The 24,894-nt window shown below is 66.4% G+C and carries 21 protein-coding genes; 6 read left to right on the forward strand and 15 right to left on the reverse strand.

Translation table 11 applies throughout. The features are described 5' to 3' along the window. Positions 1-58: 58 nt before the first annotated feature. The 9 genes from Q9S36_RS14860 to Q9S36_RS14900 all read right to left on the reverse strand — a co-directional run bounded on the left by Q9S36_RS14860 (position 59) and on the right by Q9S36_RS14900 (position 9,993). A complete protein-coding gene (locus Q9S36_RS14860; RefSeq protein ID WP_311285770.1) occupies positions 59-862 on the reverse strand; it encodes a helix-turn-helix domain-containing protein in 804 nt (267 codons plus the stop codon). 516 nt (positions 863-1,378) lie between these two features. Next, positions 1,379-1,729 carry a sulfate permease gene (locus Q9S36_RS14865; protein WP_311285771.1) on the reverse strand — a complete coding sequence of 117 codons (351 nt, stop codon included), beginning with the start codon at positions 1,727-1,729 and terminating at the stop codon, positions 1,379-1,381. A gap of 81 nt (positions 1,730-1,810) precedes the next feature. Beyond that, positions 1,811-5,296 (reverse strand): MobF family relaxase, encoded by a 3,486-nt coding sequence (mobF, locus tag Q9S36_RS14870; RefSeq protein ID WP_396653782.1) that lies wholly within the window; start codon positions 5,294-5,296, stop codon positions 1,811-1,813. Positions 5,297-5,538: 242 nt separating this feature from the next. Beyond that, complete coding sequence (locus tag Q9S36_RS14875; protein WP_051526160.1) at positions 5,539-5,865, reverse strand: hypothetical protein; 327 nt, start codon at positions 5,863-5,865, stop codon at positions 5,539-5,541. A gap of 88 nt (positions 5,866-5,953) precedes the next feature. Then, entirely contained in the window at positions 5,954-6,109 is a 156-nt protein-coding gene (locus tag Q9S36_RS14880; RefSeq protein WP_231478573.1) for an OsmC family protein, read from the reverse strand. Positions 6,110-6,407: 298 nt separating this feature from the next. Further along, complete coding sequence (locus tag Q9S36_RS14885) at positions 6,408-6,707, reverse strand: hypothetical protein (RefSeq protein ID WP_311285772.1); 300 nt, start codon at positions 6,705-6,707, stop codon at positions 6,408-6,410. A 176-nt stretch (positions 6,708-6,883) separates the two neighbouring features. Beyond that, positions 6,884-7,846, reverse strand: a complete 963-nt coding sequence (locus tag Q9S36_RS14890) for a cation-transporting ATPase (protein ID WP_311285773.1) — start codon at positions 7,844-7,846, stop codon at positions 6,884-6,886. Positions 7,847-8,495: 649 nt separating this feature from the next. Next, positions 8,496-8,882, reverse strand: coding sequence for a hypothetical protein (locus Q9S36_RS14895; protein ID WP_311285774.1), 387 nt, complete (start codon positions 8,880-8,882; stop codon positions 8,496-8,498). Positions 8,883-8,949: 67 nt separating this feature from the next. Beyond that, positions 8,950-9,993, reverse strand: coding sequence for a TerC family protein (locus Q9S36_RS14900; RefSeq protein WP_036272489.1), 1,044 nt, complete (start codon positions 9,991-9,993; stop codon positions 8,950-8,952). A 281-nt stretch (positions 9,994-10,274) separates the two neighbouring features. On the opposite strand from Q9S36_RS14900, the gene Q9S36_RS14905 reads away from it, so the two are divergent. Continuing rightward, the gene (locus Q9S36_RS14905; RefSeq protein ID WP_155947953.1) at positions 10,275-10,781 is read left to right on the forward strand and encodes a hypothetical protein; all 507 of its coding nucleotides are present in this window, start codon (positions 10,275-10,277) and stop codon (positions 10,779-10,781) included. 42 nt (positions 10,782-10,823) lie between these two features. Here Q9S36_RS14905 and Q9S36_RS14910 read toward each other — a convergent pair whose 3' ends face one another. Further along, positions 10,824-11,102 (reverse strand): helix-turn-helix domain-containing protein, encoded by a 279-nt coding sequence (locus Q9S36_RS14910; protein ID WP_311285775.1) that lies wholly within the window; start codon positions 11,100-11,102, stop codon positions 10,824-10,826. 58 nt (positions 11,103-11,160) lie between these two features. Continuing rightward, positions 11,161-11,466, reverse strand: coding sequence for a winged helix-turn-helix domain-containing protein (locus tag Q9S36_RS14915; RefSeq protein ID WP_036272261.1), 306 nt, complete (start codon positions 11,464-11,466; stop codon positions 11,161-11,163). A 119-nt stretch (positions 11,467-11,585) separates the two neighbouring features. Here Q9S36_RS14915 and Q9S36_RS14920 point away from each other — a divergent pair, with 119 nt between their 5' ends. The 5 genes from Q9S36_RS14920 to Q9S36_RS14940 all read left to right on the forward strand — a co-directional run bounded on the left by Q9S36_RS14920 (position 11,586) and on the right by Q9S36_RS14940 (position 18,171). Beyond that, positions 11,586-13,100 carry a proton-conducting transporter membrane subunit gene (locus tag Q9S36_RS14920; RefSeq protein ID WP_155947952.1) on the forward strand — a complete coding sequence of 505 codons (1,515 nt, stop codon included), beginning with the start codon at positions 11,586-11,588 and terminating at the stop codon, positions 13,098-13,100. Continuing rightward, complete coding sequence (locus Q9S36_RS14925) at positions 13,100-15,574, forward strand: DUF2309 domain-containing protein (RefSeq protein WP_311285776.1); 2,475 nt, start codon at positions 13,100-13,102, stop codon at positions 15,572-15,574. The genes Q9S36_RS14920 and Q9S36_RS14925 overlap by 1 nt, the downstream gene beginning before the upstream one ends. Beyond that, positions 15,562-15,879, forward strand: coding sequence for a P-II family nitrogen regulator (locus Q9S36_RS14930; protein ID WP_028495566.1), 318 nt, complete (start codon positions 15,562-15,564; stop codon positions 15,877-15,879). The genes Q9S36_RS14925 and Q9S36_RS14930 overlap by 13 nt, the downstream gene beginning before the upstream one ends. Continuing rightward, positions 15,876-16,718, forward strand: a complete 843-nt coding sequence (locus Q9S36_RS14935) for a DUF6671 family protein (RefSeq protein ID WP_251449792.1) — start codon at positions 15,876-15,878, stop codon at positions 16,716-16,718. Before Q9S36_RS14930 ends, Q9S36_RS14935 begins: the two co-directional genes overlap by 4 nt. 613 nt (positions 16,719-17,331) lie before the next feature. Then, positions 17,332-18,171 carry a universal stress protein gene (locus Q9S36_RS14940; RefSeq protein ID WP_028495564.1) on the forward strand — a complete coding sequence of 280 codons (840 nt, stop codon included), beginning with the start codon at positions 17,332-17,334 and terminating at the stop codon, positions 18,169-18,171. Positions 18,172-18,361: 190 nt separating this feature from the next. Here the strand turns inward: Q9S36_RS14940 and Q9S36_RS14945 are convergent, their stop codons facing one another. The 4 genes from Q9S36_RS14945 to Q9S36_RS14965 form a co-directional block, all read right to left on the reverse strand. Further along, positions 18,362-18,625 (reverse strand): hypothetical protein, encoded by a 264-nt coding sequence (locus tag Q9S36_RS14945; RefSeq protein ID WP_028495563.1) that lies wholly within the window; start codon positions 18,623-18,625, stop codon positions 18,362-18,364. Positions 18,626-18,764: 139 nt separating this feature from the next. Then, positions 18,765-21,551, reverse strand: coding sequence for an HAD-IC family P-type ATPase (locus Q9S36_RS14950; protein WP_207475923.1), 2,787 nt, complete (start codon positions 21,549-21,551; stop codon positions 18,765-18,767). Positions 21,552-21,998: 447 nt separating this feature from the next. Next, positions 21,999-23,810, reverse strand: a complete 1,812-nt coding sequence (locus tag Q9S36_RS14955; RefSeq protein ID WP_028495562.1) for an SLC13 family permease — start codon at positions 23,808-23,810, stop codon at positions 21,999-22,001. A gap of 421 nt (positions 23,811-24,231) precedes the next feature. Next, positions 24,232-24,789, reverse strand: coding sequence for a PDDEXK nuclease domain-containing protein (locus Q9S36_RS14965; protein WP_311285778.1), 558 nt, complete (start codon positions 24,787-24,789; stop codon positions 24,232-24,234). Between the last annotated feature and the right edge of the window lie 105 nt (positions 24,790-24,894).

Genomic DNA, 24,894 nt, shown 5'->3' on the forward strand with positions numbered 1-24,894 from the left:
GCTACAAGCGTATCGCGCCGAGCGCGCCGCGATTCGAAGCAGGGGTGCCGCAGCAAGGCTAACTCGGTGAGTAGCCGCGATGCGTGTTCTCGCGGATGAAGGACATCAGCGACTCGCGTGAGATGTACTTGCGCGAGCCGATGCGGGTGTACTCGATGTCACCGCGGTTGCTCTGCTCGTAGAGCGCCGAGTACGGGATGCCGAGCGCGGCAGCCGCATCCTTTAGCGTGAGCATCATCGGGCCGGACTCGTCGAGGAGGTTCGGCTTGATGATAGTGGTTTGCTCCGCCTCGACGATCTCGATCTCCGAGCCCCTCGTCTCCCAGTGCCCGAAGTATGCGTAGGGCTTCTCGAACTCTTCACGGACCTTGCGTGCCGCGTCCTCTTCGTCCGTCGCGCGTATCCAGCGCTCCGCGACCTGCACGCGTGTCACGACGACTTTGTAGCGCATGTAGCTCTCCTGCTTGTTGACCTGCTTGACGGGGACGGGCTTACGTGGGCGGGCGCGATTCGGCAGCCTGGGCTTGATCGACTTCCCAGGCGCGGGAGGAGACTTGTCGATCGCCACGTTGCTGCGCAGTGCGGCGGCGTGACGGGCTGCGTGTTCGCGCCGGTCGGCGTCGACGGCCGCCGGCCAAACACTGCCGCGTTCAGTTGGAGTCGCACGCCACGACTCGCCATGACCGGAGATCTCGACGAGCCCGCGATTCTTGAGCGCTCGCGCGGTGATCCGGTGCCCGAACGAGTCGTCGGGATAGACGCCGGACGGACAGCCCTCAACGATCCACGCGAGCACTTCTGTCTGCGCAGGGTTGAGCTGGATGAGGCTCGTGTCCGGGTCGCTGCCCTCTCCCGGATCCATGCCAACAATCCTCGCGCTGCCTAACGCGAGACGCTAGGCCGGACCGCCACCACGTGCCCTCGGCAGCGCGAACGTTGTGGCTTCTACGGCAAGCGAAGGCTTGTCAGCATCGCGCTCATGGTTCATTGTTAGGGGCAAATTGCGGGAGGAGCTATGGCGAAGACAACCGGGGGTGACAAGCAACATCGCGGAGGACGTGCCTGATGGTCGCGCCACGCTTGCCGAACGTTGGCGGTGACGACGGGAACTGGGGAACGATCCTCAACGAGTATCTGTCACAGTCTCGGGCGGCGGATGGATCGTTAGATGTGGGCGCGGTCCGAGCGATGCAGCTCAATTCGAACACCGTGACGAGCGATGCAATCGCCCGTCGTCGCGGGGCGGACGCGACGCCCGTCCTGATCCCGATATGTGTATGGGGATCCGCCCGCGGGACCGGTGCAGTCACATGAACGGTGAGCGGACGACTATCGAATCAGCAAAGCAGGCTGAGGTCGGTGCGTCGTCGCGTAGATCTCAGCCAGTCGGCATTGTTTCGTCCATGACCACGCCTGCGTCGTGCTGGCGCCGTTCGATTGCCCGCACGCGCGCCAGACGCAGGAGCGTGACTGGCCCATTCACCACGAACTTGAGCGCGTTCCAGAGGCACACGAGCACGAGCAGGTTGATCCAACCCGGCGCGCCGCCGGCCACCCATTGCGCCAGCGCCGAGGCGATCACGATGTAGACGACGGCGAGAAGCATCGCGGGCACGCCCCACTTGAGGCCGCGGCGGGTGTGCGTGGCGCGGATCAGGATGTTCGTCGGCATGCTCCGCTGGAAGAACGCGTAGATGCGACTCACGAGGGCGATCAGAAGTTGGAACATCGGCCAGGCCTCTCCGTCAGACGTGGGGCTTGCGTTGCGCTTAGGCTACGCGCGCCCCTCCTGCGTCGATAGGACCACCCGCTACAGGCTGTGGACAGCGCCCGCGCGGCCGAGTGCCCGACGCGGCTGGGTAGGAGGGTCAGTGCGCGACAGCCAGATCGCGCGATCCCGCGCCACGGCCGCGGCCGCGGCATCCATCCGCTGGTTCGGCGACGTAGCGGTAGTGCCGAGCGCGTCATCCTCGAAAACGCCGTACCGGTCACGATAGGCGGCAACGATGCGCGCCTGGTGCCGCCAGGCACCTGCTCGCGTTGGATCGATGGGGATGCGTCCGAGCGAAGCGACCCACCTCTCCCCCGACGCCACCGCAGAATCGACGAGAGCCGACGCACGCTCCTCGATGAGATGTGCCCGTTCGTCGAGGGCACGCCGCATGTCAGCATCCATTTCCCCCATTGCCGCAGGGATGAGGCCGGCGATCAACCGGCGTCCGCTCCCCCGCGAGCTGCCACTCGACGGCTGAGCCAGAACTCGCTCGAGACGTTCGTGGAGCACGGCCGCGGCATCCTGAGCATCTTCGAATCCACGCGCAGCCGCGATGCGTGGGAGCAGCGCGTCGACGTTGTGCCCGAGCGACTCTGCGCGTCGAAGGCCGGCAGTCAGTGCACCGAACGCGTCCGAAGCGATCGCGGCCTCGGCCAGCGCGGCTGGAAGCCCACATGCGTGAATGAGGTTCGTCCACCGTGGCCGCTGTGCGGACGACGCGATCGTGTCGTACTCGGCAGCGAGTTGTGCGATCGAACCCCAACTCTCCTGCTCGGTGGCGAGCGTCTCGTGTGCCGACAACTCGGCTCCCACATGGCCAAGTACGCCGACGAGGACGTCGCGGGCCGTCGCATCCGGGCGATTGCCGGGGTATCGCGCGGAGTGATTCTCGTCGGGACGCGATGTAACCACGTAGGCAGTGTTCGAGACTCTCCCCCGCGTCATCGCGACGTACAGGTTCTCGCGCGTCGTTCCAGGCTCGACGACTGCATGCGCAGTGTCGGTCGTGATCCCCTGCGCGCGGTAGGCGGTCACCGCGTAACCGAGGTCGACATTCTCAGCCACATACTCGGCAGGCAGCCAGAGCGGTCGAGCCGCGATGCGATCCAGGTTTCGCACGCGCAAAGAGCCGTCGCGACGAACCGCGACGACCCGCCACCGCGAACCGTTGCGCACCCAGTTGCTGCCTGATCGCAGGCGGCGGTCGTTCTTCCGGGTGATGACGACGTCGCCGACGGATGCTGCCATGTCATCGCGCAGCGGCGCTTCGGCGCTGGCATTCACGACGCCCGAGAGGATCAGTTCGGCACGCGCACGCCGGTTGAGTGCGCCGGCCGCTTCCCCCGTGTCGGCGACGAGCACTGACGACATGCCGGAGGCCATGTCTCGTAGCCACGCGCTGTAGGCCGCATCGGACATTGCATCGGAATCGCCGCCAATGATCCGGTCGTGCGCGCCGTATGCATCCAGTGCCTGAAGGCGCCCGTTGCGCAGGTCGAGGGACGCGTCCTTCTCCCATGCGTGCCGGAAGCGATGGACGTCTGCGAGCTCGGGAGCATCGGGACGTGCTTCGACCAGCATCCGGAACGCGCCGCCTGCATCGACCGACTGCAGCTGCGCCCAGTCCCCCACGAGGAGGACTTTCGCACCCGCGCGCATCGCGACACTGCAGATGCGATCAAGCGTCAGCGTGCCGGCGAGGGATGCTTCGTCGATGATGACGAGTTGATCCGCGCGCAGCGGCGCGTGCCCTTGGCGATTGTCGTGCAACCACTTGGCCGTGTTCTCGGTGGCGATGCCGAGGTCGTCGGCAAGTTCGCGAGCGGCGGCAGCGGAAGGCGCGAGCCCGATGACCGAGCCGCGCCCGTGCTCGTGCTCCCACGCGAGTCGCAGGGCATGCATCGCTGTCGTCTTGCCGGCACCGGCCGGGCCGATCAAGACATCGAGCTTGCGCGATGAGGTTGCGATCGAATGCAGGGCGTTGCGCTGATCCTCTCCGAGGATGATCCCGTGATTGCGGCGCGCTCGCTCGGCGTGCTCGAGGGTTGCCCCGCCGACCACCGGTCCGGCGGTTGATTGCGACGCGGCGAGCAGGCGCTCCTCCGCATCCAGGAGAGTGATCGACGAGTAGCGCTCGGAGTTCCTTGGACGGAAGACGCTCGTGCCATCCGCACGTCGGAACTCGGCGGGCGAGAGTGCAAGCTCGGGCGGCGTGAGCCGAACGGAGCGTTGCTCCGCGGCATCCGTGATCATTCCCACGATCGCCTCCCGGTCTTCGGTTGCGATGAAGCGCCATCCCATCGTCTGCCGCGCGGCTTCGGCGTAGAGGTTCCAGTGAGTCCAAGTGCTCCGACGCTCGCTTGCGGCCTCGACCACGCGCGCCGCGAGTTGGTTCAGGATGCTGTGCGACACGTCTTCCGCGCGTAACGGCGTCGGGGCTTCCGCGTCTCGGATGACGTCTCGCGCCCATGTTGTCGCATCGCGTCCGAGCAGTCGAGCGGCGCGGGTGCGCCATTCGTGCGTGAGTTCCGCGAGTGATCGGAGTTGTTTCTCGGGACGCGTCGACAGCGTCGCCTGCTGACGTAGCCGGATGACCGTGACCTTCGACGGTGCGCGCCCGTGCGCAGCGATGTACTCGTCGATGAGGCGATCCTTCTCAATGTCGATGTGACGCGAGCGCGACGAGAACTCGGCTAGGAGCTCCTCGGGAACGGCTGCGATCGCCCAGACGGGGTTGCGATCCGCTTCGCGCTCGCGCCGCTCCCACCCAACGCCGAGCGCACGCGTCAGGTGATCGGCGAACACGGCGTTGTGCAACTCCGAGATCGCCACCGTTGCCGCGTGCAGCGGTCTCCCGTCAAGCGAGCGCCACTTGCCGTCGAACACCGTGCGCACTTTGTTGCTCACCACGACGTGCGTGTGCAACTGCGGGTCGCCCGCGCGCGAGTCGAAGTGATCGAAGGCGGCGGCGATCAACCCAGTGACCTCGACTTGTGCGACGGCACCGTCGCGCCCCGCTTCGCCAGCACGCGTGGCGGCGAGTTCGCGCTCCAGGAAGGCGAGCACATCGTCGATGGCCTTGTGATGAGCTACGGCGATCTTCGCTTGCGTGTCGGCGTCCGCGATCGCCCAGAAGACGGAGGCAGACTTGGGCAGGGAGAAGGTGAAGTCGTAGCCGGCGACAGCACGGCGGCGGGTCCGCTGTGAGGTCGTCGACCCAGGTGAAGTCACACCATCCGGCCCGGATTCAGAGGCCGCGTAGTCGGGATACGCCCGCCCAAGAGGAGCACCAGTGCCAGGGTCTCGCCCCATCCCCAGCAGCAGCTCGAGTTGTGCTTCGGAGACCCGCGATCCCGCGTCGATCCGCCCGTCGGCAACGGCCGGCAGCCCGCTCCCGAGCCACCGCCCAGGTGGCGTCCCCGCCTCTGCGTAGTAGCGTGTCAGCGGGGTGGAAAGCGGCCGTTCCCCATCGGCCGCGGCAACCGTGCGGAGAAGGTACTTGTAACCATCCCCGGCGCTCATCACCCGCATCGACACCGACACCAGGCACCGCCTCGCCTCTGCCAGAGAGGTGCGCCGTCGTGCCCGCGGCAGCGGGCACGGCCCTCGATCTGCAAGACGTGTGGGCTCCTGGTGGGATCGACAATCGCGGTTTGGGGCGGTTGTCGATCGCTGTCCACAGACCTCATTGAGTTCTGCGAAGCCTTGCAGCGCCCTCGGATTGTGGCGGTCCCCGGCAGGGTGGTGCTACATGGGAGCACTGGCTACATGCCTGGAACAGCTATCGCTTGATGAATCTGGATCGTGCCGATGCGCAGGTGAGGGTGCCCCTCCATCAGCGCGGCAGCTGTGCTCAGGTCGGGCGCTTCGAGAATCGAGTAACCCACCGCGGTGCTCGCGGTCGAGCCTCCGCCGGTGGCGGGTACTGTGGCGGTTTCGCCCAGTGGTGCACCCATGTCGACGAGCGCCGGCCCGACTTTCTGCGCCCACGCCATCCAGGCCTGCATTTCGGCCTGGCCGGCGTCCTCGGATTTCTGCATCTGCTCTGATGCGCTGATAGCCGCGTGGTCGAGCACAACGAATCGGCTCATGATGTCCTCCTCGGGGGATCGGACTGACCGGCGGATCCGGCGTGTCGTGACGGTTCCGCTTCAGGTTCCACCCCCGGAACCGCGCTGTCTAGGCTGCCGCGGGCATGGTCGCGGCGAGGTTCGTACTCACCACCACCGAGCCCTCGAGCGTGCGGTGAACGGGGCACCGGTCGGCGATCGACAGCAGTGCGCCGCGTTGCTCGTCGGTGAGTGGCCCGTCGATGGAGATTGTTCGTTTCGACATGGTCGACCCATCCGGTCCTGCCTTGGCAGTTGGCGCAGTCTTCCTGTCGCCGACACTTCCGCGTGAATCCTGGAGTGGCTCAACGTTACTGCGATCCGGCCCACAGGCCATTCCTTCCGTTGGGCGTACATCCGCAACGTCATGGACGTGCACGACCCGAAAGCCGCCAGCAGATGCTAATTGCAGCGATGGACCAGAGTTCATGCCGACCGGTTCCGGCTCATCAGCGGAGAGCGGGTGGTGCGCGGGTGGTGACGAGCTGACCGTAGGGTCCGCGGCCACTCTCCGACACCCATTCTCAACCGCCGGCGACAATCCCACCGCGAGTGGCGTTGTACTCTCGCACCCGCTTGGCAGATCGAGCAACGCCAAGTGCTCCCGTCACGGTGAAGAACACACCTACCAGTGCGATGAAGATGACGCCGAAGACATTGGCTTCCGGATCTGGGAATAGCATCAGCAAGGCGATCAGCAAGAAGTAAAGCCCAAACCCGAGCCCGGCGAGTGCAATACCTCGCCCGTTGCTGCAGGCCCTTTCATCTCTAGTCACGGAGGGTGGCGCTGCGTTGCGAAGCGAAGGTGCGACTGCGCTCATCATGCTTCAATGTTGCCACCTTTCGAGGGCATCGCTGAGGACGTGAGAGCATCTCGGAAAGTTGCTATCGTGCGCGGCAATGACCGCTTGGCTTCTAGCGAAGCCGACGTTGTCACTTCGCTGTGAGAACGCAGTTGCTGAAAGGGGTCACGCTGACGTGATGGCCCGGTTCGCGGCGGTCATCTGCCGAAGAGGTTTCCCCAGTGTGGGATCTCGATGTTGGTGAGTTGTTCCCCGAAGCCGCTGATGTTTTCTCCCCAGCCGGCGATGTTGTCTGTGGCTCCGGCCGTGAGGTCGCTCGCTCCGCCGGCTAGGTCGGCGGCGCCGGCGGTGACGTCCTCGAGGCCGGCGACACTGTCTGCGGCTCCGGCCGTGAAGTCGGCGGCCCCGGCGGTGACGCCCTCGAGTCCCGTGGCGAGCCCTGACAGGTCGATCGTGCTGGCAAGAGCGTCGAAATCGACGCCCGCGGCGAGTGCTTCGTTGAGGAGCGGTGCGGCGATGGTGGTGCCGATCGCGCCGGCGGCGACGATGACCAGGAGCCCGCCGGCCGCACTGGCAGCGGTCATCCCGATCCTCTGCCCGGTCGTGGCGGCACCGGTTCGGGGGGTGCGAGCGAGGATCCCGGCCAGGAGACCGGGGTGAGCTGCCTCGGCGCGGGTAGCGGTGCGGGCAAGATCAGCCGGCTGGGATGTGCGGGGCTGTTCGGCGGGGGGAAGTTCGGTCCGCAGTTGCGCCTGGAGCTCGTTGCGTTCCGCGGGCGCGAGTCGGCTGAACGCGTCCGCGTGGATCCGCTCCAGTTGGGCAGGCTCGGCGGTGCGCAGTAGATATTCGTACCGGGCGACTGCGGCACGCTCGGACGCCTGATCGTCCGCCGGCGGTGGGGTCAGACCCACGGTTTTCGGGGGCGCCGTCGCGGTGTCGGCGGGTGGGGCGAGCGGATTTCCGGCTAGGGGCGGTGGGGCGGGCGTCGCCGGCGCGCTGTCCGGGGCGGGCGCGGCGGCCGCGCTGCCGGTAATGCCGTCCACCGCACTACGAAGTGTGCTCTTCCAGTCGCGCGGTTCACTGTCGGGGGTGTGTGCGGGCGGGGGTGTCTTGTTGAGGGCCCGGTGGGCCAGGGCGGTGAGGCGGTCGAACATGCTCATGAGCGTTTCCTTTGGGATGGGTGAGTGATGTCGGGCGTCAGTGGACAATCACGACAGGTGAGCCGCGCTTGCGGGGCATGACACGCGGATGGGTGCGGTGAAACGCGCGTGCGCCTCTTCCCCGCCCCCGGACGTGTCTTCGTGCTGCGCGCGTTGGCCGGTCATGTGTAAGGCCAGGCGAGCGGGAGCCAGGCCACGGACATCACTCCCCACGCCCGGGCACGGCCAGCTGATGGGGGGAGGCGGAGGGAAGATCGCGTGGCGGAGTAGCTCTCGACGCGCACCTGCTCTGGGGTCAACTCAACGCCCGCAGCCCTGGCATCTGCGAGGACCATAGTGCGGATCTCGCGGTGCCGTCGAGTGCGAGAATGCAGCAGGACGGCCGGGTCGAGACTGAAGCCTGCCCGCTCTGGCTGGACATGTGCTACCAGATGGGCGGTGCGGTCTGCGAGGACTCGAACCGCGGTGAACAGCACTCTCCATCGGGCACGTTCCCGCGGTAAGGCGACGTGCACACACAGATCACCTTCCCCGACGAACGAGCGAAGATCATTGGGCCAAACGGGCGCTTCGAGGACGACGCGATCGATCGGGGTGGTGAGCTGACGGTAGCGCAGCAAGCATAGATCGTGCTCTTTCGTGATCACGGTCAGCTCCATTCCGGGCAGGCATCGTGGTGCAGCTGCACGCGCGCGCCCCAGTCAACTATCGGATGCGACATCCCGGTGGTCTCAGCGGTCCGGTCGATCACGGTCCGGGCGTCCCAGAACGGGCCTCCCTCGACGAGGAGGCACTGGCCGGCTTCCACGTGCAGCTCGTTGCTCGAGCCGCCGAGCAAGACCCGCTGCCCCGCCGGGACGATAACGTGCGTCACGGTTTGATCGGTGACCTCACGCACCGTGACCGGATTGTCTCCTGCGTTGCGCAGGCTCCCGCACCCCGGCAGAGGTCCGCCGCAGCGGTCGCCGACACCGACAGTCCACGCGACTGAGAGAATCCCGGTCACTGCAAGCAGCGGCAGAACGAGCACCGCCACTGTCGAACCTCGGCGGCCCCTCCTCACCAGCTGGGGATCGGGGGCCAGGGCCGCCGAGGCGGCACGGTCAGTCATCGGAACCCACCTTCCGGCCTGCGGGCACTCGGCCGCGGCGGCGGAAGACCGGCTCGGCCGCAGCGAGCTCCTCGTCGCTGGCGAGCCGGAACGCTCCGGCAGCTTCGGTCTGCACCTCCCGGCGGCCTTGACCGCGGGTAGCGCGGAGGCTCGCGATAATCGAGACGGTGATGATGGTGGCGACCACGGCGAGACTGATGGTGGTGGGGATGTAGAGCACGTCCAGAAGCAACATCTTGATCCCGACCCAGATCAGGACGAACGCGAGTCCGACCTTGAGGTAGATGAACCGGTGGATGAGGTCGGCGAGGAGGAAGTACATGGCCCTCAGCCCCAGGATCGCGAACGCGTTGGCAGTGAAGACCAGGAACGGTTCGGACGTGACGGCGAAGATCGCGGGGATGGAGTCGACGGCGAAGATGATGTCGGTGATCTCCACCAGCACCAGCACTGCTAGCAGCGGGGTGGCCACGACGATCCCGGCCTTGCGGATAAGGAACTTCTGCCCGTGGTACGCGTCGGTCATCGGCACGAACCGGCGGAACACCTTCAGAATCTTGGACTTCTCCGGGTGAATGTGGTCGTTGCGGGAGCGGAACATCCGCCATCCGGTGTAGATCAGGAACGCGGCGAACACGTAAAGGATCCAGGAGAAGTTCTCGATCAGCGCGGCACCGGCGGCGATGAAGATGCCGCGGAAGATCAGCGCACCCAGGACACCGAGGAACAGTACCCGGTGCTGGTACTCGCGGGGCACGGCGAACGCGGCGAAGATGATCGCCCAGACGAACACGTTGTCCACCGCGAGGGATTTCTCGATCAGGTAGCCGGCGAAGTACTGCTGCCCGTACTCCGCCCCCCACAGCGACCAGACCAGCACACCGAACGCGACACCGAGCGTCACCCAGACGATCGACCAAACCGCGGCTTCCCGCACCCCGATCACATGCGCCTTACGGTGCGCGACCAGATCAACGGCGAGCATGACCAGGATCACACCCAGAACGGCGAACCAGGCCCACAAAGGGACAGTCATGACAAAGACCTCCACGAAAGATTCGTGAAGGTCTCATCGGCCTGGCGGGCCCCTGCGCACCGGATCCCGCGGAGGGAACGTATTGACGATGCGGAGCGAGGATTACTCCCCTTCTCGAGCCATCAAACAGGAGAAGTATGCTTCATGTCAAGTCTGCTCGCGAAACAGGTCCGGAGCCACGCTCTGCACATGGACGAGTTCCGGCCGCCGTGACGGCCGTCTGACGCGACTACGCTGAATCCCGGTTGCTCGTCAGCTACGCGGCGAAATAGGGTGGGTGGGTGAAGGGTTCAGGATTCGACCTCGATGCGGGGCTCCGACGCTACCCGTGGGTGTCTCGGGCAATGAACGCGGAGGCCGTTTACGGGACCGTGCTGACCGCGGGTCTCATTTCCGCGTACTCTCTCTACAACCCGACACTGCCGGTCCTCATCGCCCGCACCATCGGGACCGTCCTCGTGTTCTGGGGTGCACACGTCTACGCCGAGATCGTCGGAAACCGTGCGATGAGCTGGCGGGAAGCGGTCCGCGAAGGACTGCAGCGCTCCGCAGGACTCCTGTGGGCACTCATCGTCCCGGTCGCCTGTCTGACCGTAGCCGTGTTCCTCGGACTCTCGATGAATGTCGCCGTGGACATTTCTCTGTGGGGAGGTGTCGTCAGCCTCGCCATATTGGGATGGTGGGCGGCCCGGCAACGCAATGCCTCCACGGTGGTGAAGGTGGCAACCGCCGCCGCAACGGCAGGAATGGGACTCGCTCTGATCGCCCTCAAGGCACTCGTGCACTGACCGCGTCCGGGTGCCCGTTCAGCCGAGCGACAACGAGCGGGTCTAGTGGATGGCCAGCAGTGCGCGGATCAGGTCGTCCACGGTATGCGCGGCGTTCGCGGGATGCCGCAGCGGACGGTCCTGATACAGGACGTAGTGGTTGCGTCGTCCGCGCTTCTCCCGCTCCAGATACCCAGCGTTCTCGAGATCGTTGAGGATCGTGAGCGCCGAGCGTGTAGAGATTCCGACCACCGCAGCGATATCACGGACGGTCGCGTCTGGGTTACCCGCAATCGCGAGCAATACGTGCGCGTGATGCGTCAAGAACGTCCACTCGGCCATCGCTCCCCTCCTCCTGCGTAGCGCCTACCGGCGAGCCCTTGCGAACGCGCGGCTGAGATCAGGCTGCGCTGGGCGCGTGTTCTGATGCATCCGACGCCGAGAAGACGGCCAGGAGTTCGCCGATGTGATGGCCCCGATCCAGGGGGTGCCGCAACGGACGGTCCGGGTTGAGCCGGTAGGTGTTGCGCCGCCCGACCCTCTCCCGGGTCAGGTACCCCTCCTGCTCAAGCTCACTGACGATGCGTTGCGCCGCACGCTCGGTCACCCCCACCAGGCTCGCGACGTCCCGCAACAGAATCTGCGGGTTGGCTGCCACGCACAGCAGAACATGGGCGTGATTGGTGAGAAAGGTCCACTGCGCCATCACCCCATCTTACCGTTCCACCCCACTCGTTTCCGCATACGCATTTACCGAATCACAATACGTGCTATGTTTTTCGTGTTTCCAGTGTCAGGTGAAAGCGGGTGTGGTTGATGGGGAGTGTGGTCTTCACGATCGCGATAGCGGCACCGTGGGTCGGTGTCGTGGTCGCCGCCTTGCTCCCGGCATCGGCCGGGACCGTGGCGCGGGCCGCTGCATGGGCGACGGGAACAGGCGCCCTCGCTGCTATCGCCGCCCGGCTGCTGGCGGTACTAGCTGGGCAGCAGCCGCCGTCCGGGGGCCTCTGGGCCGGCGACGCGGTGGCGGTGCTGATGCTGACGCTGGTCTTGTGGTTGAGCGCGGTGATCCAGATGTTCGCGCTCCGCTACCTGCGCGGCGACCTACGGCAACGATGGTTCGCAGTGTGGGCGAACGCGTTGACGGGCAGCACCGTGGTGATGGTGTGTGCGGGGACGGTGGTCACCTTCACCATCGGCTGGATCGCGGCGGGCGTTTCCCTGGTCTTCCTGTTGCACACCTATGGGTCGCTGCCACAGGCCCGTCAAGGGGTCCGGCGGACTGGGCTGAGCTTCCTGATCGCGGACGCCCCCCTGGTGGTGGCGGTGTTGGTCCTGACGCTGGCCGCCGGGAGAGATATTCGCCTCGCAGAGGTGGGATCGGTGTCAGCGACACTGCCGGAGGGCATCGTCGTCGCGGTGGCTCTGCTGTTGGTGGTCGCGGCACTTGGCCGGTCCGCCCAGATCCCCTTCCACCGGTGGCTTCCCGCGACACTGTCGGCCCCGACCCCCGTCTCTGCGCTGCTGCACGCCGGGGTCGTGAACGCCGGCGCCATCCTGGTCATCCGGTTCTCCCCGCTGATCGCGCCCGTGGCTGCGGCGATGCTGGTCATCTTCGCAGCCGGCGCGGCGACGCTGGTGTACGCCACGGCGGTTCGGCTGGTCAAACCTGACGTGAAGGGCCGGCTGGTGTTCTCCACCGCCGGTCAAATGGGCTTCATGATGATGGCTGTCGGGCTGGGCGCGTTCGCTGCGGCCATCTTCCACCTGATCGCCCACGCGCTTTACAAGTCCGCCCTGTTCCTTTCCGCCGGCACCGGAGTGGCCAACCACGCCGAGCAGCGGACCTGGCCCGCCCCGGAACCATCCCCCCGCTCCCGAACGGTCGCAGCGGTCCTGCTCGCCACCGCCCTGCCTGTGGCGGTGCTCGTGGCAGCGAAGGGAATGCTCGCCCCCCAGGCAACCCCCGCGAGCCTGGCCCTGCTCGGATTCGTCGCCTTTACCGCCGCCGTTGCCGTCGCAGCCGGGCTGCGCCGCTCGATGACAGCGGCCACTCTCACGGCCGCGGCGATCGGACTCACTGTCCTGGGATTCTCGTACGTCGCCTTCCTCGGCATTTTCGAACACCTGATCACTCCCGCTGCGTCAATCCAGCCGGCATCGCCTTGGTGGCTGCTGATCCCCGCCGCCCTATTGCTTGGTCTGGAGCTGCTCGTTAACTCCCCGCGCACGGCCAGCCGGATGCACAGCGCCCTGTATGCGCGGACCCTCGCCGAATCGACGGTCTCCGCGCCCACCCGGATCGGCCCTGCCCGTGCCCGTCAGAAGGAGGCCGTGTGATGAGTCTGCTGGTCCAGGCCCATGTCGCCCAAGCCGCCCACGACGTCATGGCCAGCTGGCCGATCGGATCGTTCATCGCGCTCAACCCGCTCGCTGCACACGAGAGCACCCGATTCGAGAACATCGCCGAACCCGGAGTCGCGCTCACCCAGACTCTCCCGCGGTACCACGCCCAGTTCGCGTCAGGCCGCATCACGCGCGCCGACCTGATCACCGCTCTGCGGGAGCGGATCGGGGAACTCGCCGGGCTACCTGTCATCGAGCTCGGCGGGATGGCCTGGTCGGCAGAAGAGATCCTGGTCGCGGAATTGCTCCGTCCCGACACCCGCCCGCCGACTCCGAGGACATCGCCGCCGGCGGATCCGCTCGAGCAGCACATCACAAAGTGGGTGGCCGCATTCGTGGACCCCGACCCGCAGTGGCCGATACCCGGACGGCAGCACGGGTTCTACCGCGCCTGGCACGCCCTGGCCGTCCACGACCCGCACCTGACCAGGCTGGCACGACGGCGGATCCGCTCCCTCCCCGACCGGGCTCTGCCCGCGCTGACGGCAACCCTCACTCATCTCGGGGTCGGAGACACGACCACCGTGGAGACCCTCACAGCAGAGCTGGCTGCGCTTCCGGGGTGGACCAGCTACCTGAAATGGCGGTCCGAGCACAACAGCGACATCGACTTGACCGAATATCTCGCCGTCCGCCTCGCCCTCCGCCATGCCCTCGACCTGCCCCTGCCACCCTCCGCGGCCCACCCCACACCGGCAGGCGAGGAGACCCCAGCCCCGGGGAGGGAATTGTGGGAGCGCGCCGAACAGATCTCCGCCACCCTGGCGACCGCGCCCACCCGTGCCGAGGTGGCGATGGTGGCCCGGATCCTGATCCTGCATGCCCCTACCGATCATCCGTTCACCTGGCAAGCCGCCTACGACGGCCACTATCGGGCCGCATTGCTTCAGTCGATCACCCAGAGCAGCACCGCACCGGACCGGCCGGCGGTGCAGGTGGTGATGTGTATCGACCCGCGCTCCGAAGGGGTACGCCGTCACTTGGAAACGCAACCGGGGGTGGAGACGCTCGGCTTCGCCGGGTTCTTCGGCGTCCCCGTCCGGTTCACGTCCCACCAGGGCCGCGGGGCGGTGGACTCGCTTCCCGCCCTGTTGCGTCCCCGCCACGCCGTCACCGAATCACCCACGAGCCCCCAACGCGCCCACCGACGCGGCCAGGGGCTCCGATTCATCGACGCCGCCGCACACGCCCTGCACACCACCGAGAACGCAACAGCGACCCCGTTCGCGCTGGCCGAAACCGCAGGCTGGTTCTACGGCGCCGCCACCTTCACCCGCACCCTCACCCCCGGCCTGCACCACACCCTCACCCGCACGTGGCGGACCCTCATCGCGCCGCCCTCCTCCAGCGAGGTCACCGTTTCGGATGCCTTCAGCCTCGAAGAGCGTGCGACGCTGGCCGAAGCTGCGGTCACGATGATGGGACTGCACCAGTTCGCGCCGCTCATCGTCCTCACCGGACACGGATCCACCAGCACCAACAACCTCTACCAATCAGCGTTGGACTGCGGCGCCTGCGGCGGAAACCCAGGCGCAGTCAACGCCCGAGCAGCCGCAGCGATCTTCAACGACCCCACCGTCCGGGCAGCGCTCGCCCCCCGCGGGATCACAATCCCGCAGGACACCATCTTCGTCGCCGCACTGCACAACACCGTCGCCGACACCATCACCGTGCTGGACCCGCACCTGGTCCCGAGCACCCACGCCGCCGAACTGGCCAAGTTCAGCACGCGCGCACGTGACGCCGCCGATCTCCTCGTCCGCGAGCGAGCCACTGGCCTCCCCGGCGCACACCCGCACCAGTCCCTGGCGCGGCTGAGAGCCCGCGCACACGACTGGGCAGAGGTCTACCCAGAGCTGGGACTGGCCGGCAACGCCGCCATGATCATCGGACCCCGGGAAATGACCGCCAGTGTGAACCTGCATCGCCGGGTGTTCCTGCATTCCTACCGCGCCGAGATGGACCCCGGCGGGACGGGGCTGGAAACCATCCTGACCGCCCCGATGATCGTGGCGCAGTGGATCAACCACCAGTACTACTTCTCCACCCTCAACCCCGACCTGCTCTCCGCCGGCACCAAAACCATCCACAACGCCATCGGCGGCATCGGCGTCCTCGCCGGCCACAGCGGCGACCTGCGCCGCGGACTGCCCTGGCAATCCGTCGCCGTCGGCGACAACTACCTGCACGAACCGTTGCGCCTGAGCGTGATCATCCAAGCCCCGCTGGAAAGGATCGGCGACATCATCTCCGGCAACCAGGTCCTGCGCGACCTGTTCGACAACGACTGGATCACCCTCACTGCCCGCCCCTCCCCCAACACCCCCTGGCACCGGTACACCCGCTACGGCTGGTCGAGCCCACCCGCCCACACACACAGCAAGGAGAACCGCTCATGCACGGACTGACCCAAATGACGAAGGTGGAGTTCGTCGTCCCCGGCCGCGACGCCCCCTCGGTCCGCGCCCTGATCACCGCTGCCGGCGCCACCGGTTACACCGCCGTCTCCGGCGTCTCCGGCATCGGCCACCACGGCCAACACTCCGGTGCGCTGCTGTTCAACGACTACGACACCCTCACCATGCTGATCACCGTCCTCCCCACCGACCGCGCCGAAGAGCTCATCACCGCAGCACGGGAATTGTTCACCAGCTGCAGCGGCGTCATGTTCGCCACCGACACCTACGTCAGCCGACCTGACTACTTCCAATGACACCCACCCCGCACCCCTACCGCGGTGCCGTCATCGCGTTCGCCACCATGCACGGCAAAGAACATCTCGCCCGTGGCCCGTTCCACACAATCCTCGGCGCCACAGTTCTCGGCGTGGCCGGAATCGACACTGACCAGTTCGGAACCTTCGCCGGCGACATTCCTCGCACCCTCCCCCCACGAGAAACCGCGCGCGCCAAAGCGCGCCTCGGAATCCGCACCGCAGGCCTCACAGCAGGCTTGGCCAGCGAAGGCAGCTTCACCACCGAATACGGGTGGAGTACCCGACACAACGAACTCGTCCTCTTCCTCGACGAGGACCGCGGGATCGAGGTTGTCGAATCCCGCACCGCCAGCTTCCCCCTGCCCCCGGGCCGGCACATCCTCACCAGCGCGCAAGCCCTCTCCTACGCCACCAGCCTCGGCTTTCCCCACCAAGGCGTCATCGTGCAAGCCCACCACGACCACGGATCCCACGCCCACAAAGACACCCACAGCCCGGCCGAACTTGAGATCACCGTCAACCGGCTCCTCGACCAGAACGTGCCCGTGTCGGTGCTGCCGGACTATCGTGCGCATCGCTCACCCGCCCGCGCCGACATCCTCCGAGATCTCTGCTCCCGCATGGCCAGGCGGCTCTCCACCCCTTGCCCCGGCTGCCGCAGCCCCGGATACGGGCGAGTAAAGACCATCCCCGGACTCCCCTGCGGCACGTGCGGTCAACCCACGCATCTGCCCGCCGCCGACATCCACGCCTGCAGCACCTGCGACACCACCCACACCCGACCACGCACCTCAACCCTCGCCGACCCGCAATGGTGCGAGACCTGCAATCCTTGACCACCTCGCAGCCCAACCTCGATCCCGCCGGCCGTGCTCGACCGGAACAGCTGGAGGCCCCGCCAACAGGACCTCCGGCCCTACGTGCGCCGGGCTGGCCCCCGGATAGTAGAAGAAGGAGGCAGAGACCCATGAGCACTGCACACGGACAACCCCTCCGATCGCGTTCTGAAGATGGCTGTCCGACTCGTCCCATGGATGCCGGGGCCGTCGTGCTGTTGACCGGAGAGAGCGAACCGCCGGAGACCGTTCGGGACGCCTGGGCTGGCGCTGCTCGCACAAGCGGTGGCGTCCGTATCATTCGCGTCGTCGAAGACCGAGCATGGGAGACCATCGCCGAACGGAATTGCCACGCCTCCCAGGCCAGGGAGCAGCTTTGCCGGCTGGTCGGCGAGATTCGCGCGAAGGATCCGTCCACTCGTGTCTCGGGTCAGCTCCACAGAGGCCCGCTGCACACAGTGCTCCGCAGCCTCGGCGGCGCCCCGATTCTTCATTTCGACCGCGCAGCAGCCTCTTTGTCCAGCCCGGAGCCCGACGTGACGGAGGATGCGGCGTCGGGCCGATCTGCCGTTGACGCAGGGCTGAGAACCCGTTCGATGAGAAGGAGTGCAACATGAATGAGAAGTTGGTTGTCGGTGTGACGGATGCGTCTGCGTCTCGTCGGGCCGTGGACTGGGCCGTGGAGAGAGCTGCAGCGCGTGGTGACCGGCTCGAGCTGGTATCGATCATTGGCCGCGCGAAAGGTGTCCGCGGGGAGGGACCAGTCATCGAGGAGGCCCTCCAGCTCACACGAAGCCTTCTCGATCGGGAGGCTGAGCGCGTCCGAGCGCACGGCGTGCCCGTCGAGACGCGGATCGGGCGGGGCAAACCGGTGGAACAGCTCATCGACGCCTCCAAGGGAGCTGCTCTGCTGGTCATCGGAAGCGACTACCGCGGCCCAGAGACCGGGCCAGCGCGCGGCCCGCACGGGATCCGCATCACCGCCGGTGCACACTGTCCGGTCGCCGTCGTACCCGACCTGGACCTGACTGGCAGAACCGGGGTCGTCGTCGGCATCGACGGAGCAGATGTGTCCGAGGCCGCCATCGCGTTCGCCGCCGCCGAGGCGGACCGGTCCGCAGAGGTGCTCACCGCCGTCAGCGCTTGGTCGCCAGTCACGGTACCTCTCGGTCTCAGGTCCTACCCCGACGACTACCTGGGCATCATGCACCGCATGGCCGCGGAAACGCTAGCCGGCTCTGTTGGTGGGCTTCCCTCGAAGTACCCGGACTTGGGACTGGAACTGGTCGTTGAACGGGGCGAACCGGCCCTCCTCATCAACCGTGTCGCGGCGCACGCGCGCCTCACCATAGTCGGATCGCACCGCCGCGGGGCGATGGCACGGTTCCTCCTCGGCTCCACCAGTGAACAGGTTCTCGCCCGGCTCGCGACAACCACCATCGTCGTGCGATGAGCGGGATCGCAAACGAGATGGCGAGGTGCTCGAGGCGCGCGAGCCGTCACGGCGGCTTGCGCAGCCTTGCCAAGAAGAGGTGGTCACGCTGTCTGTGACAACCTGAGTGGAGACCAGGGTGACGGTCTCATTCGGACCCACCTGATCGGCTGTCGGTGTGTTGTGACAACTACCTAATCTGGAGAACGATCTAGACAGAACGGTCCGCGCGGTCGGACGGGTCAGAGCCCACAAGCCACACCGCTGTGACTCGGTCCGACCCGCGGATGTCGGCTGAAAGGGACCAGGCCTCACGAAAGTTCGCGCGCGCCCAGTCGATAGTCTCAACCAGGCTGGCGCCCTCCATCTCATACACTGCGACCGCGCCATCGCCATTCAGATGGCCCCACACGCGGAACACCGCGTCATGGATCTCCTCCGTGACATCCCGCTCATCAATCAAAGTTGCGCGCATGGGTTCAGGCTATGACGTCCAGAGCTGCTGAGCAGCCTTAGTGAGCTCTAGACAAGTCCTATTGCACCTGATCAGATGAGCGTTCTCGGTTTGACGAGCCGTCAGAATCTCACGTCGACCGGTGGATACAGGCTTAGCGTCAAGCCCGATGCGTCGCGTTTCCTGCGGGCAGTGCTCCCTGCTCTCGCGGCGTGCGGTTTCCAATCCGTCGGATGACGGCCTTGGCACCTTCCATCACCACGAAAACGCCGACGGCCAGGCCAGCTGTCAGTGCCCAACTGTGGAAACCGATGGGGGTTGAGTCGAACCAGTCGTTCATGAACGGCGCGTAGGTGAACATGATCTGCAGAGCCATCAGCAGGCCGGCCGAGATCCACAGGTTGCGGTTCCCGGTAAGTACCCGAACAGTGAACGCGGAACCGTTGAGCAGACGGCAGTTCAAAAGGAAAGCGAGCTGGCCGAGGGCGAGCATCAGGACTGCGGACGTCTGCGCCACGGCGTAATCGCCGGTGCGGTCGCGCTCGAGAAGGTAAACGACGAAGGTCGCGACGCCGATGACGACCGAGGCGGTGAGGACGACGGCGATCGCCCGCGACGACAGGACCTGCTCCGTCGCTGAGCGCGGCATGCGCCGCATGATGCCTGGCTCTGCGGGCTCTCTCGCCAAGGTCAACGACAACGTGAGCGCGGTGACCAAGTTGATCCAAAGGATTTGCACCGGGGAAAGCGGCAGAGCAATCCCCGCCAGGACCGCAGCGATGATCACAAGGGCCTGCGCGCCGTTGGTTGGCAACAGGAAGACTACGGACTTGCGGATGTTGTCATAGATCCGCCGGCCTTCCTCGACAGCGCGTTCGATAGTCGCGAAGTTGTCGTCGGCGAGAACGATGTCCGCCGCTTCCTTGGTCGCTTCGGTTCCCTTGATGCCCATGGCCACGCCAACGTCCGCGAGCGTGATCGAAGGGGCGTCGTTGACGCCGTCGCCGGTCATGGCGACGACCTCGCCGTGAGACTGCAGGGCGCGCACGATCCGCAGCTTGTGCTCCGGGGAGGTACGAGCGTAAACGTCCACGTCACGTACGACCCGGCGGAGTTCGTCGTCGTCCATCGCTTGGAGGTCGGCGCCGGTCAGGGCGAGAACTTCGCCCTCCGCTGGGGCGATGCCCAGCTCACGGGCGATCGCCGTCGCAGTCCCGCGGTGGTCGCCGGTGATCATCTTCACGCGGATACCTGCAGCGTGGGCCTCGGCGATCGCCGCAGTTGCCTCGGGGCGTGGTGGGTCGACGATGCCGATGATGCCGAGGAAAGTCAGGCCGCCATCGAGGTCGCCCAGCACGATATTGTCGACACCGTCGGCCGGGCGTGTGGCTGCGGCCAGCACGCGCAGTCCTTTGGCCGAGAGTGCGTCGATCCGCTCCTCCCACGCCGCCCGGTTGAGCGGTGCGGTGCCGCCGTCGGCAGAGCGCTCGGTGTCGGCTCGGTCGAGAAGGCGGTCCGGGGCGCCGACCACGTGGACGAATCGGGTCACGCCGTCGGGGGTTGAGCCGGTCGGGAGCTCGTCGAGGGTGGCTGCGAACTTGTGGGTTGACTCGAACGGCACCGCGCCGACGCGGGTCACGGCGCCGGTGGCTGCGCCGGCTTTCGCCGCCAGGACGTCGAGGGCTCCCTCGGTCGGCACGCCGACAACCCGCCAGCGGTCTTCCGTCTGTTCGACATGGGCGTCGTTGGTGAGACCGGCGGCCAGCACGAGATCGGAGAGGTCGGGGTGGACGGCGAGGTCGGCGGTCTGGCCGTCGGAGTTGACGACCCGACCCACGGGGTCATAGCCGGTGCCCTCGACTGTGTATGTGCTTACTGCCGTGACGACCGTCCGGGCGGTCATCTCGTTCTGAGTGAGCGTCCCAGTCTTGTCAGAGCAGATGGTCGTCGTGGAGCCGAGGGTCTCAACCGCCTCCATCTTGCGTGTGATTGCGTGGCGTTTAGCCATCTGCTGCACGCCGAGCGCTAGCGTGATCGTCACCAGGGCGGGCAGTCCCTCTGGCACCGCAGCCACGGCGAACCCGATGGCCGCCGAGATGAGCTCATCAACATCCAGGCCGTGCACGAACCAGCCGATGAGCAACATGACAACGGCGAGCACGCCGATGAGGATCGACAGCTGCTTACCCAGGTGGGCGAGCTGTCGGGCGAGCGGGGTGTCCATCTGGTCCTGCTCGGACACGAGCACCGAGATACGGCCGATCTCAGTGTCCCGCCCCGTAGCCACCACCACGCCCTCGCCGTTGCCCGCCGTGACGATCGTCCCTGAGAAGAGCATCGACGTTCGGTCCCCGATGCCCGCATCCGCAGCCACGATCTCATCGCTCTTGTCGGCGGCCACCGACTCGCCTGTCAACGCAGACTCGTCGATCTGCAGCCGCCCGGAGGTTAACAGCCGGACGTCCGCCGGCACCCGGTCGCCGCTACGAACGCGGACGACGTCACCGACGACGATGGTCGCGGAGTCGACCACTCCCCAGGTCCCGTCGCGCCGTACCTGCGCGCTCAACGACTGCATCTTGCGCAATCCCGCGAGCGCCGACGCCGCACGACCTTCCTGGATGAAGCCGATCAGCCCAGTAGCCACGATCACAACAGCGATCACGGTGAAGTCGACCCAGTCACCCCTAATCGCCTTCAGCACGGCCGCCACGATGAGGATGTAGATCAAAACGTCAGCGTAGTGGGCCAGCAGACGCTTGAAGACGGACGGCTCGGGCGGAGTCGGCAATTCGTTGCGACCGTCGCGCGCGAGACGGGATTCGGACTCGCCTTCCGTCAGGCCTTCTGGCCCGCTAGCGACAGCGCGCAACACCTCCCCCCCAGTGATGGCCCAGGACGCTGCGGGCGCCTCGGCGCGGGAGCGGTCGGTCTCAGAAATATTCATCTGGCGTGCTCCTTGGCAGGGTGCGGTTACGCATGATCGCCCGTCCAGCGCACGCTGCGCTACCGCAGTGAGCGAGCGACTGCACTGCTGTCGGCCTCCAGCTCATTTTTGCTTTGTGACCTGTGCGCCGCCGACGCGATTGCAATCCTCTGATTGTAGACACCCGTTTCGATAGTCACAATGCGTCCGTCAGAGGCAATTCGGTGCGTCACGCAAAGAAGCGTGCTGGAGTGCAACGAGGTCGTCGCCAGCGCTCTGAATCCGGCGTTGCGGGCTTCCCGAGTGCATACGCACTTCGATCCGGTCTCGCGCGCCGCCAGCTCGGAACGCCGTCATCCTTGCGCGAGGTTGAGAAGTGAAGTCGCTGAACCCGTCGGTGGGCGGCGTCACTTTTTTGGCGGGTGAAACCGTGACGGGGTGCACTCCTCGGCGGGCGCGTGGTGTCGGTCAGAAGGGGAGGACGAGGGGCACCATGAACACGCTGACGAGGAGGACGACGATGGTGAAGGGTGCTCCGACTTTGAAGAAGTCGAGAAAGCTGTAGCGGCCGGGTTCGACCACGAGGGTGTTCACCGGCGAAGACACGGGTGTCATGAACGCGGCGGAAGCCGCCAGAGCGACAACCATCGCGAACGGATAGGGCGAGACCCCCAGCTGTGTTGCGATGCCGATCGCAATCGGACCCATCAGCACGGCCGTCGCAGTGTTCGACACGAAGAGCCCGATGACGGCGGTCAGCACGAAGACGCCGCCAAGCAGGATCGTCGGGTTCGCGTCGCCGAGCCCGCCGAGCAGGCCATCGACGACGAGGTCCACGCCGCCGGTGCGCTGAAGGGCGAGCGCGAACGGCAGCATTCCGACGATGAGCAGGATCGTCGGCCAGTGGATCGATCGGTAGGCGCTGGGCATGTTGACACAGCGGAAGAGCCCCATCAGCAGGCACGCGATGAGCGCGGCGATCACGTTGGGGACGATGCCTGTCATCATCAGCGCAACCATCACGAGCACCGCGCCGATCGCAAAGGGGGCCTGGTTGGCGGCGGGGGCCACTTCCTTCACTTCGGCCGGGAGGTCGAGCATGATGAAATCCTGGCGCTGCGCCTGGAGCCGGTGGATGGAATCCCAGCCGCCGGCGACGAGCAGTGTGTCGCCGGCGGCGAGGCGGATCACGGGGAATGCCGGCCCGGCGGCCTCGCGCCGATGACGGACGCCAAGCACGACGAGATCGTGCTTCTCCCGGAACCGGATGCTCCGCACGCTGAGGCCGCGCGCGGACGAGTCTGGCGCGATCATGACCTCGGCCATACCCACCTGACGTGAGTACGATTCGAAGAAGTCGGGTGTCAATGCCAGCTCTTCGAGCCGGAGACGACGTCTCTCCGCGCTGGGCACCTCCAGGTCCACCACCACGATGTCGCCCTCCGTGAGGATCGTGTCGTCGTCGGAGGTGCGTACGGTCTTACGCCAAAGGCGGGTGCGCTCGAGCACCAGGACTCCGACCATCGCGCCGCCGCCGAACTCGGCATCCGCCAGTCGTTGGCCGATCAGCGGCGATCCTGCATTGATTCGATATCGGCGGGTGCGGGCGTCCACACCGTAGTCGAGGATCAGGCTCCCGAAGGAGGTGCGCGAACCGGCATCCGCGATCGCCTCCGCGCCGAGGAACCGACGAGCGACCAGCATGTAGCCGATGCCCAGGGCGAGGATGACAAGCCCGAACGGGGTGGGGGCGAAGAAGCCGAAACCGCTCAGACCGTGCCGCCGCAGCTCAGCGTCGATCACTAGGTTCGGCGTCGTGGCGATCAGCGTAAGCATGCCACTGATGAGACCGGCGAAGCTGATCGGCATCAACAGCTGCCTGACCGAGATGCCCGTTCGGGATGCCACGCTCAACGCGACCGGAATGAAGATCGCGACGACGCCCGTCGAGCTCATCACCGCGCCGAGCAGCGCGACGCAGAGCATGAGCAGCACGATCACCCGCGTCGCACTCGCACCCGCCGTACGCGCCAGCCAATCCCCGAGCCGGTACGTGACCCCCGTGCGGGAGAGCCCCTCACCCACGACAAAGAGCGCGGCGATCAGCACGACGTTCGGATCGGCGAAACCCGCGAGAGTCTCCGGGACGGAGAGAATGCCGGTCAACGGCAGCGCGACGATCATCAATAGCGCAACCACATCCATGCGCGGCCGGCCGATCGCGAACATCACGATCGCCGCGATCAGAAGTGCGAGGACCACCGCCAGCTCCAGGTTCACGCCGTCCTCCCTCCCTCAGGAGACTCCTGAAGCGTACCCACCTTCGGCTGGCGATGATGATTCGGCTACCGTGCCAACGCCGCCGCACGGGTGATGGACATCCTGGCGCTGTAAGACGTCGCCGAACTCCTGCTGAAGCCGCTGTTCGGATCCCTGTCGGATCGGATCGGGGCCAAACCCGTGATCGTCGGCGGTCTCCTCGCGTTTGCGGGACTGTCGCCGTTCGGGCTTGGCGCTGACAACACCATCATGCTGGCGGTTGCACGACTGGGGGCAGGGCGCCGCCACCGCAGCGTTCTCGCCAGCGTCGTCTGCCACGGTTGCCCGCCTGGCCGGCGCTGGTCGCACGGGGCGCTACTTCGGTCGCTATGGGTCGTGGAAGAGCCTCGGCTACACGCTCGGACCATTGCTCGCTGGGCGACTAATCGGCGTTGGCGGGCTGCCTTCTAGGTTGGCGTCCTGGCGGTTCTGGCAGAAGCAAATGCGATCTGGGTCGCTGTCCCTCCACAAGCTCCACATAGGAGCCGAGCTGGCCGGCATACTCCGGCTTGAACTTACCTGCCTTGAGCTCCACTACGACGTAGCGCAGCTGTTCGAGATGGAAGAACAGCAGGTCGACGAAGAACTCATCGCCGTCCACGTCGAACGGGACCTGCCGGCCGACGAAGCTGAATCCGCTGCCCAACTCTCCGAGGGTCTTTATGGCGCGTTCCACCAGCGCCTGCTCGAGTTCCCGCTCCGCGTGGCCCGGCTCGATGCGAAGGAAGTCGAAGACGTACGGATCCTTCGTGATCTGCTTTGCGAGCTCGGACGCACCCGGGTCCAGGATGCGATCGAAGTTCGTCGGCGCCCCGCCGAACCGCAGGTGAGCGGTGGTCTTGATGGGGTGCTCGAGCGTGGCACCGGTCCATCCGTGCGTCAGGGTTTGGCCGGCGTACCAGTCCCGCAGTTCGGGACCGAGGAGCTTGTCCAGGAGCACGGTGATGTTGCCCTACGGCAATTGCGCAACAGGCTGTTGCGCAATCTCGGTAGGTCCTGGCCCGGTCCGGGCAAAAGAGGGCTACACCACGCTAAGGGGCACTAC

This window comes from Microbacterium sp. ARD31 (assembly GCF_031844425.1).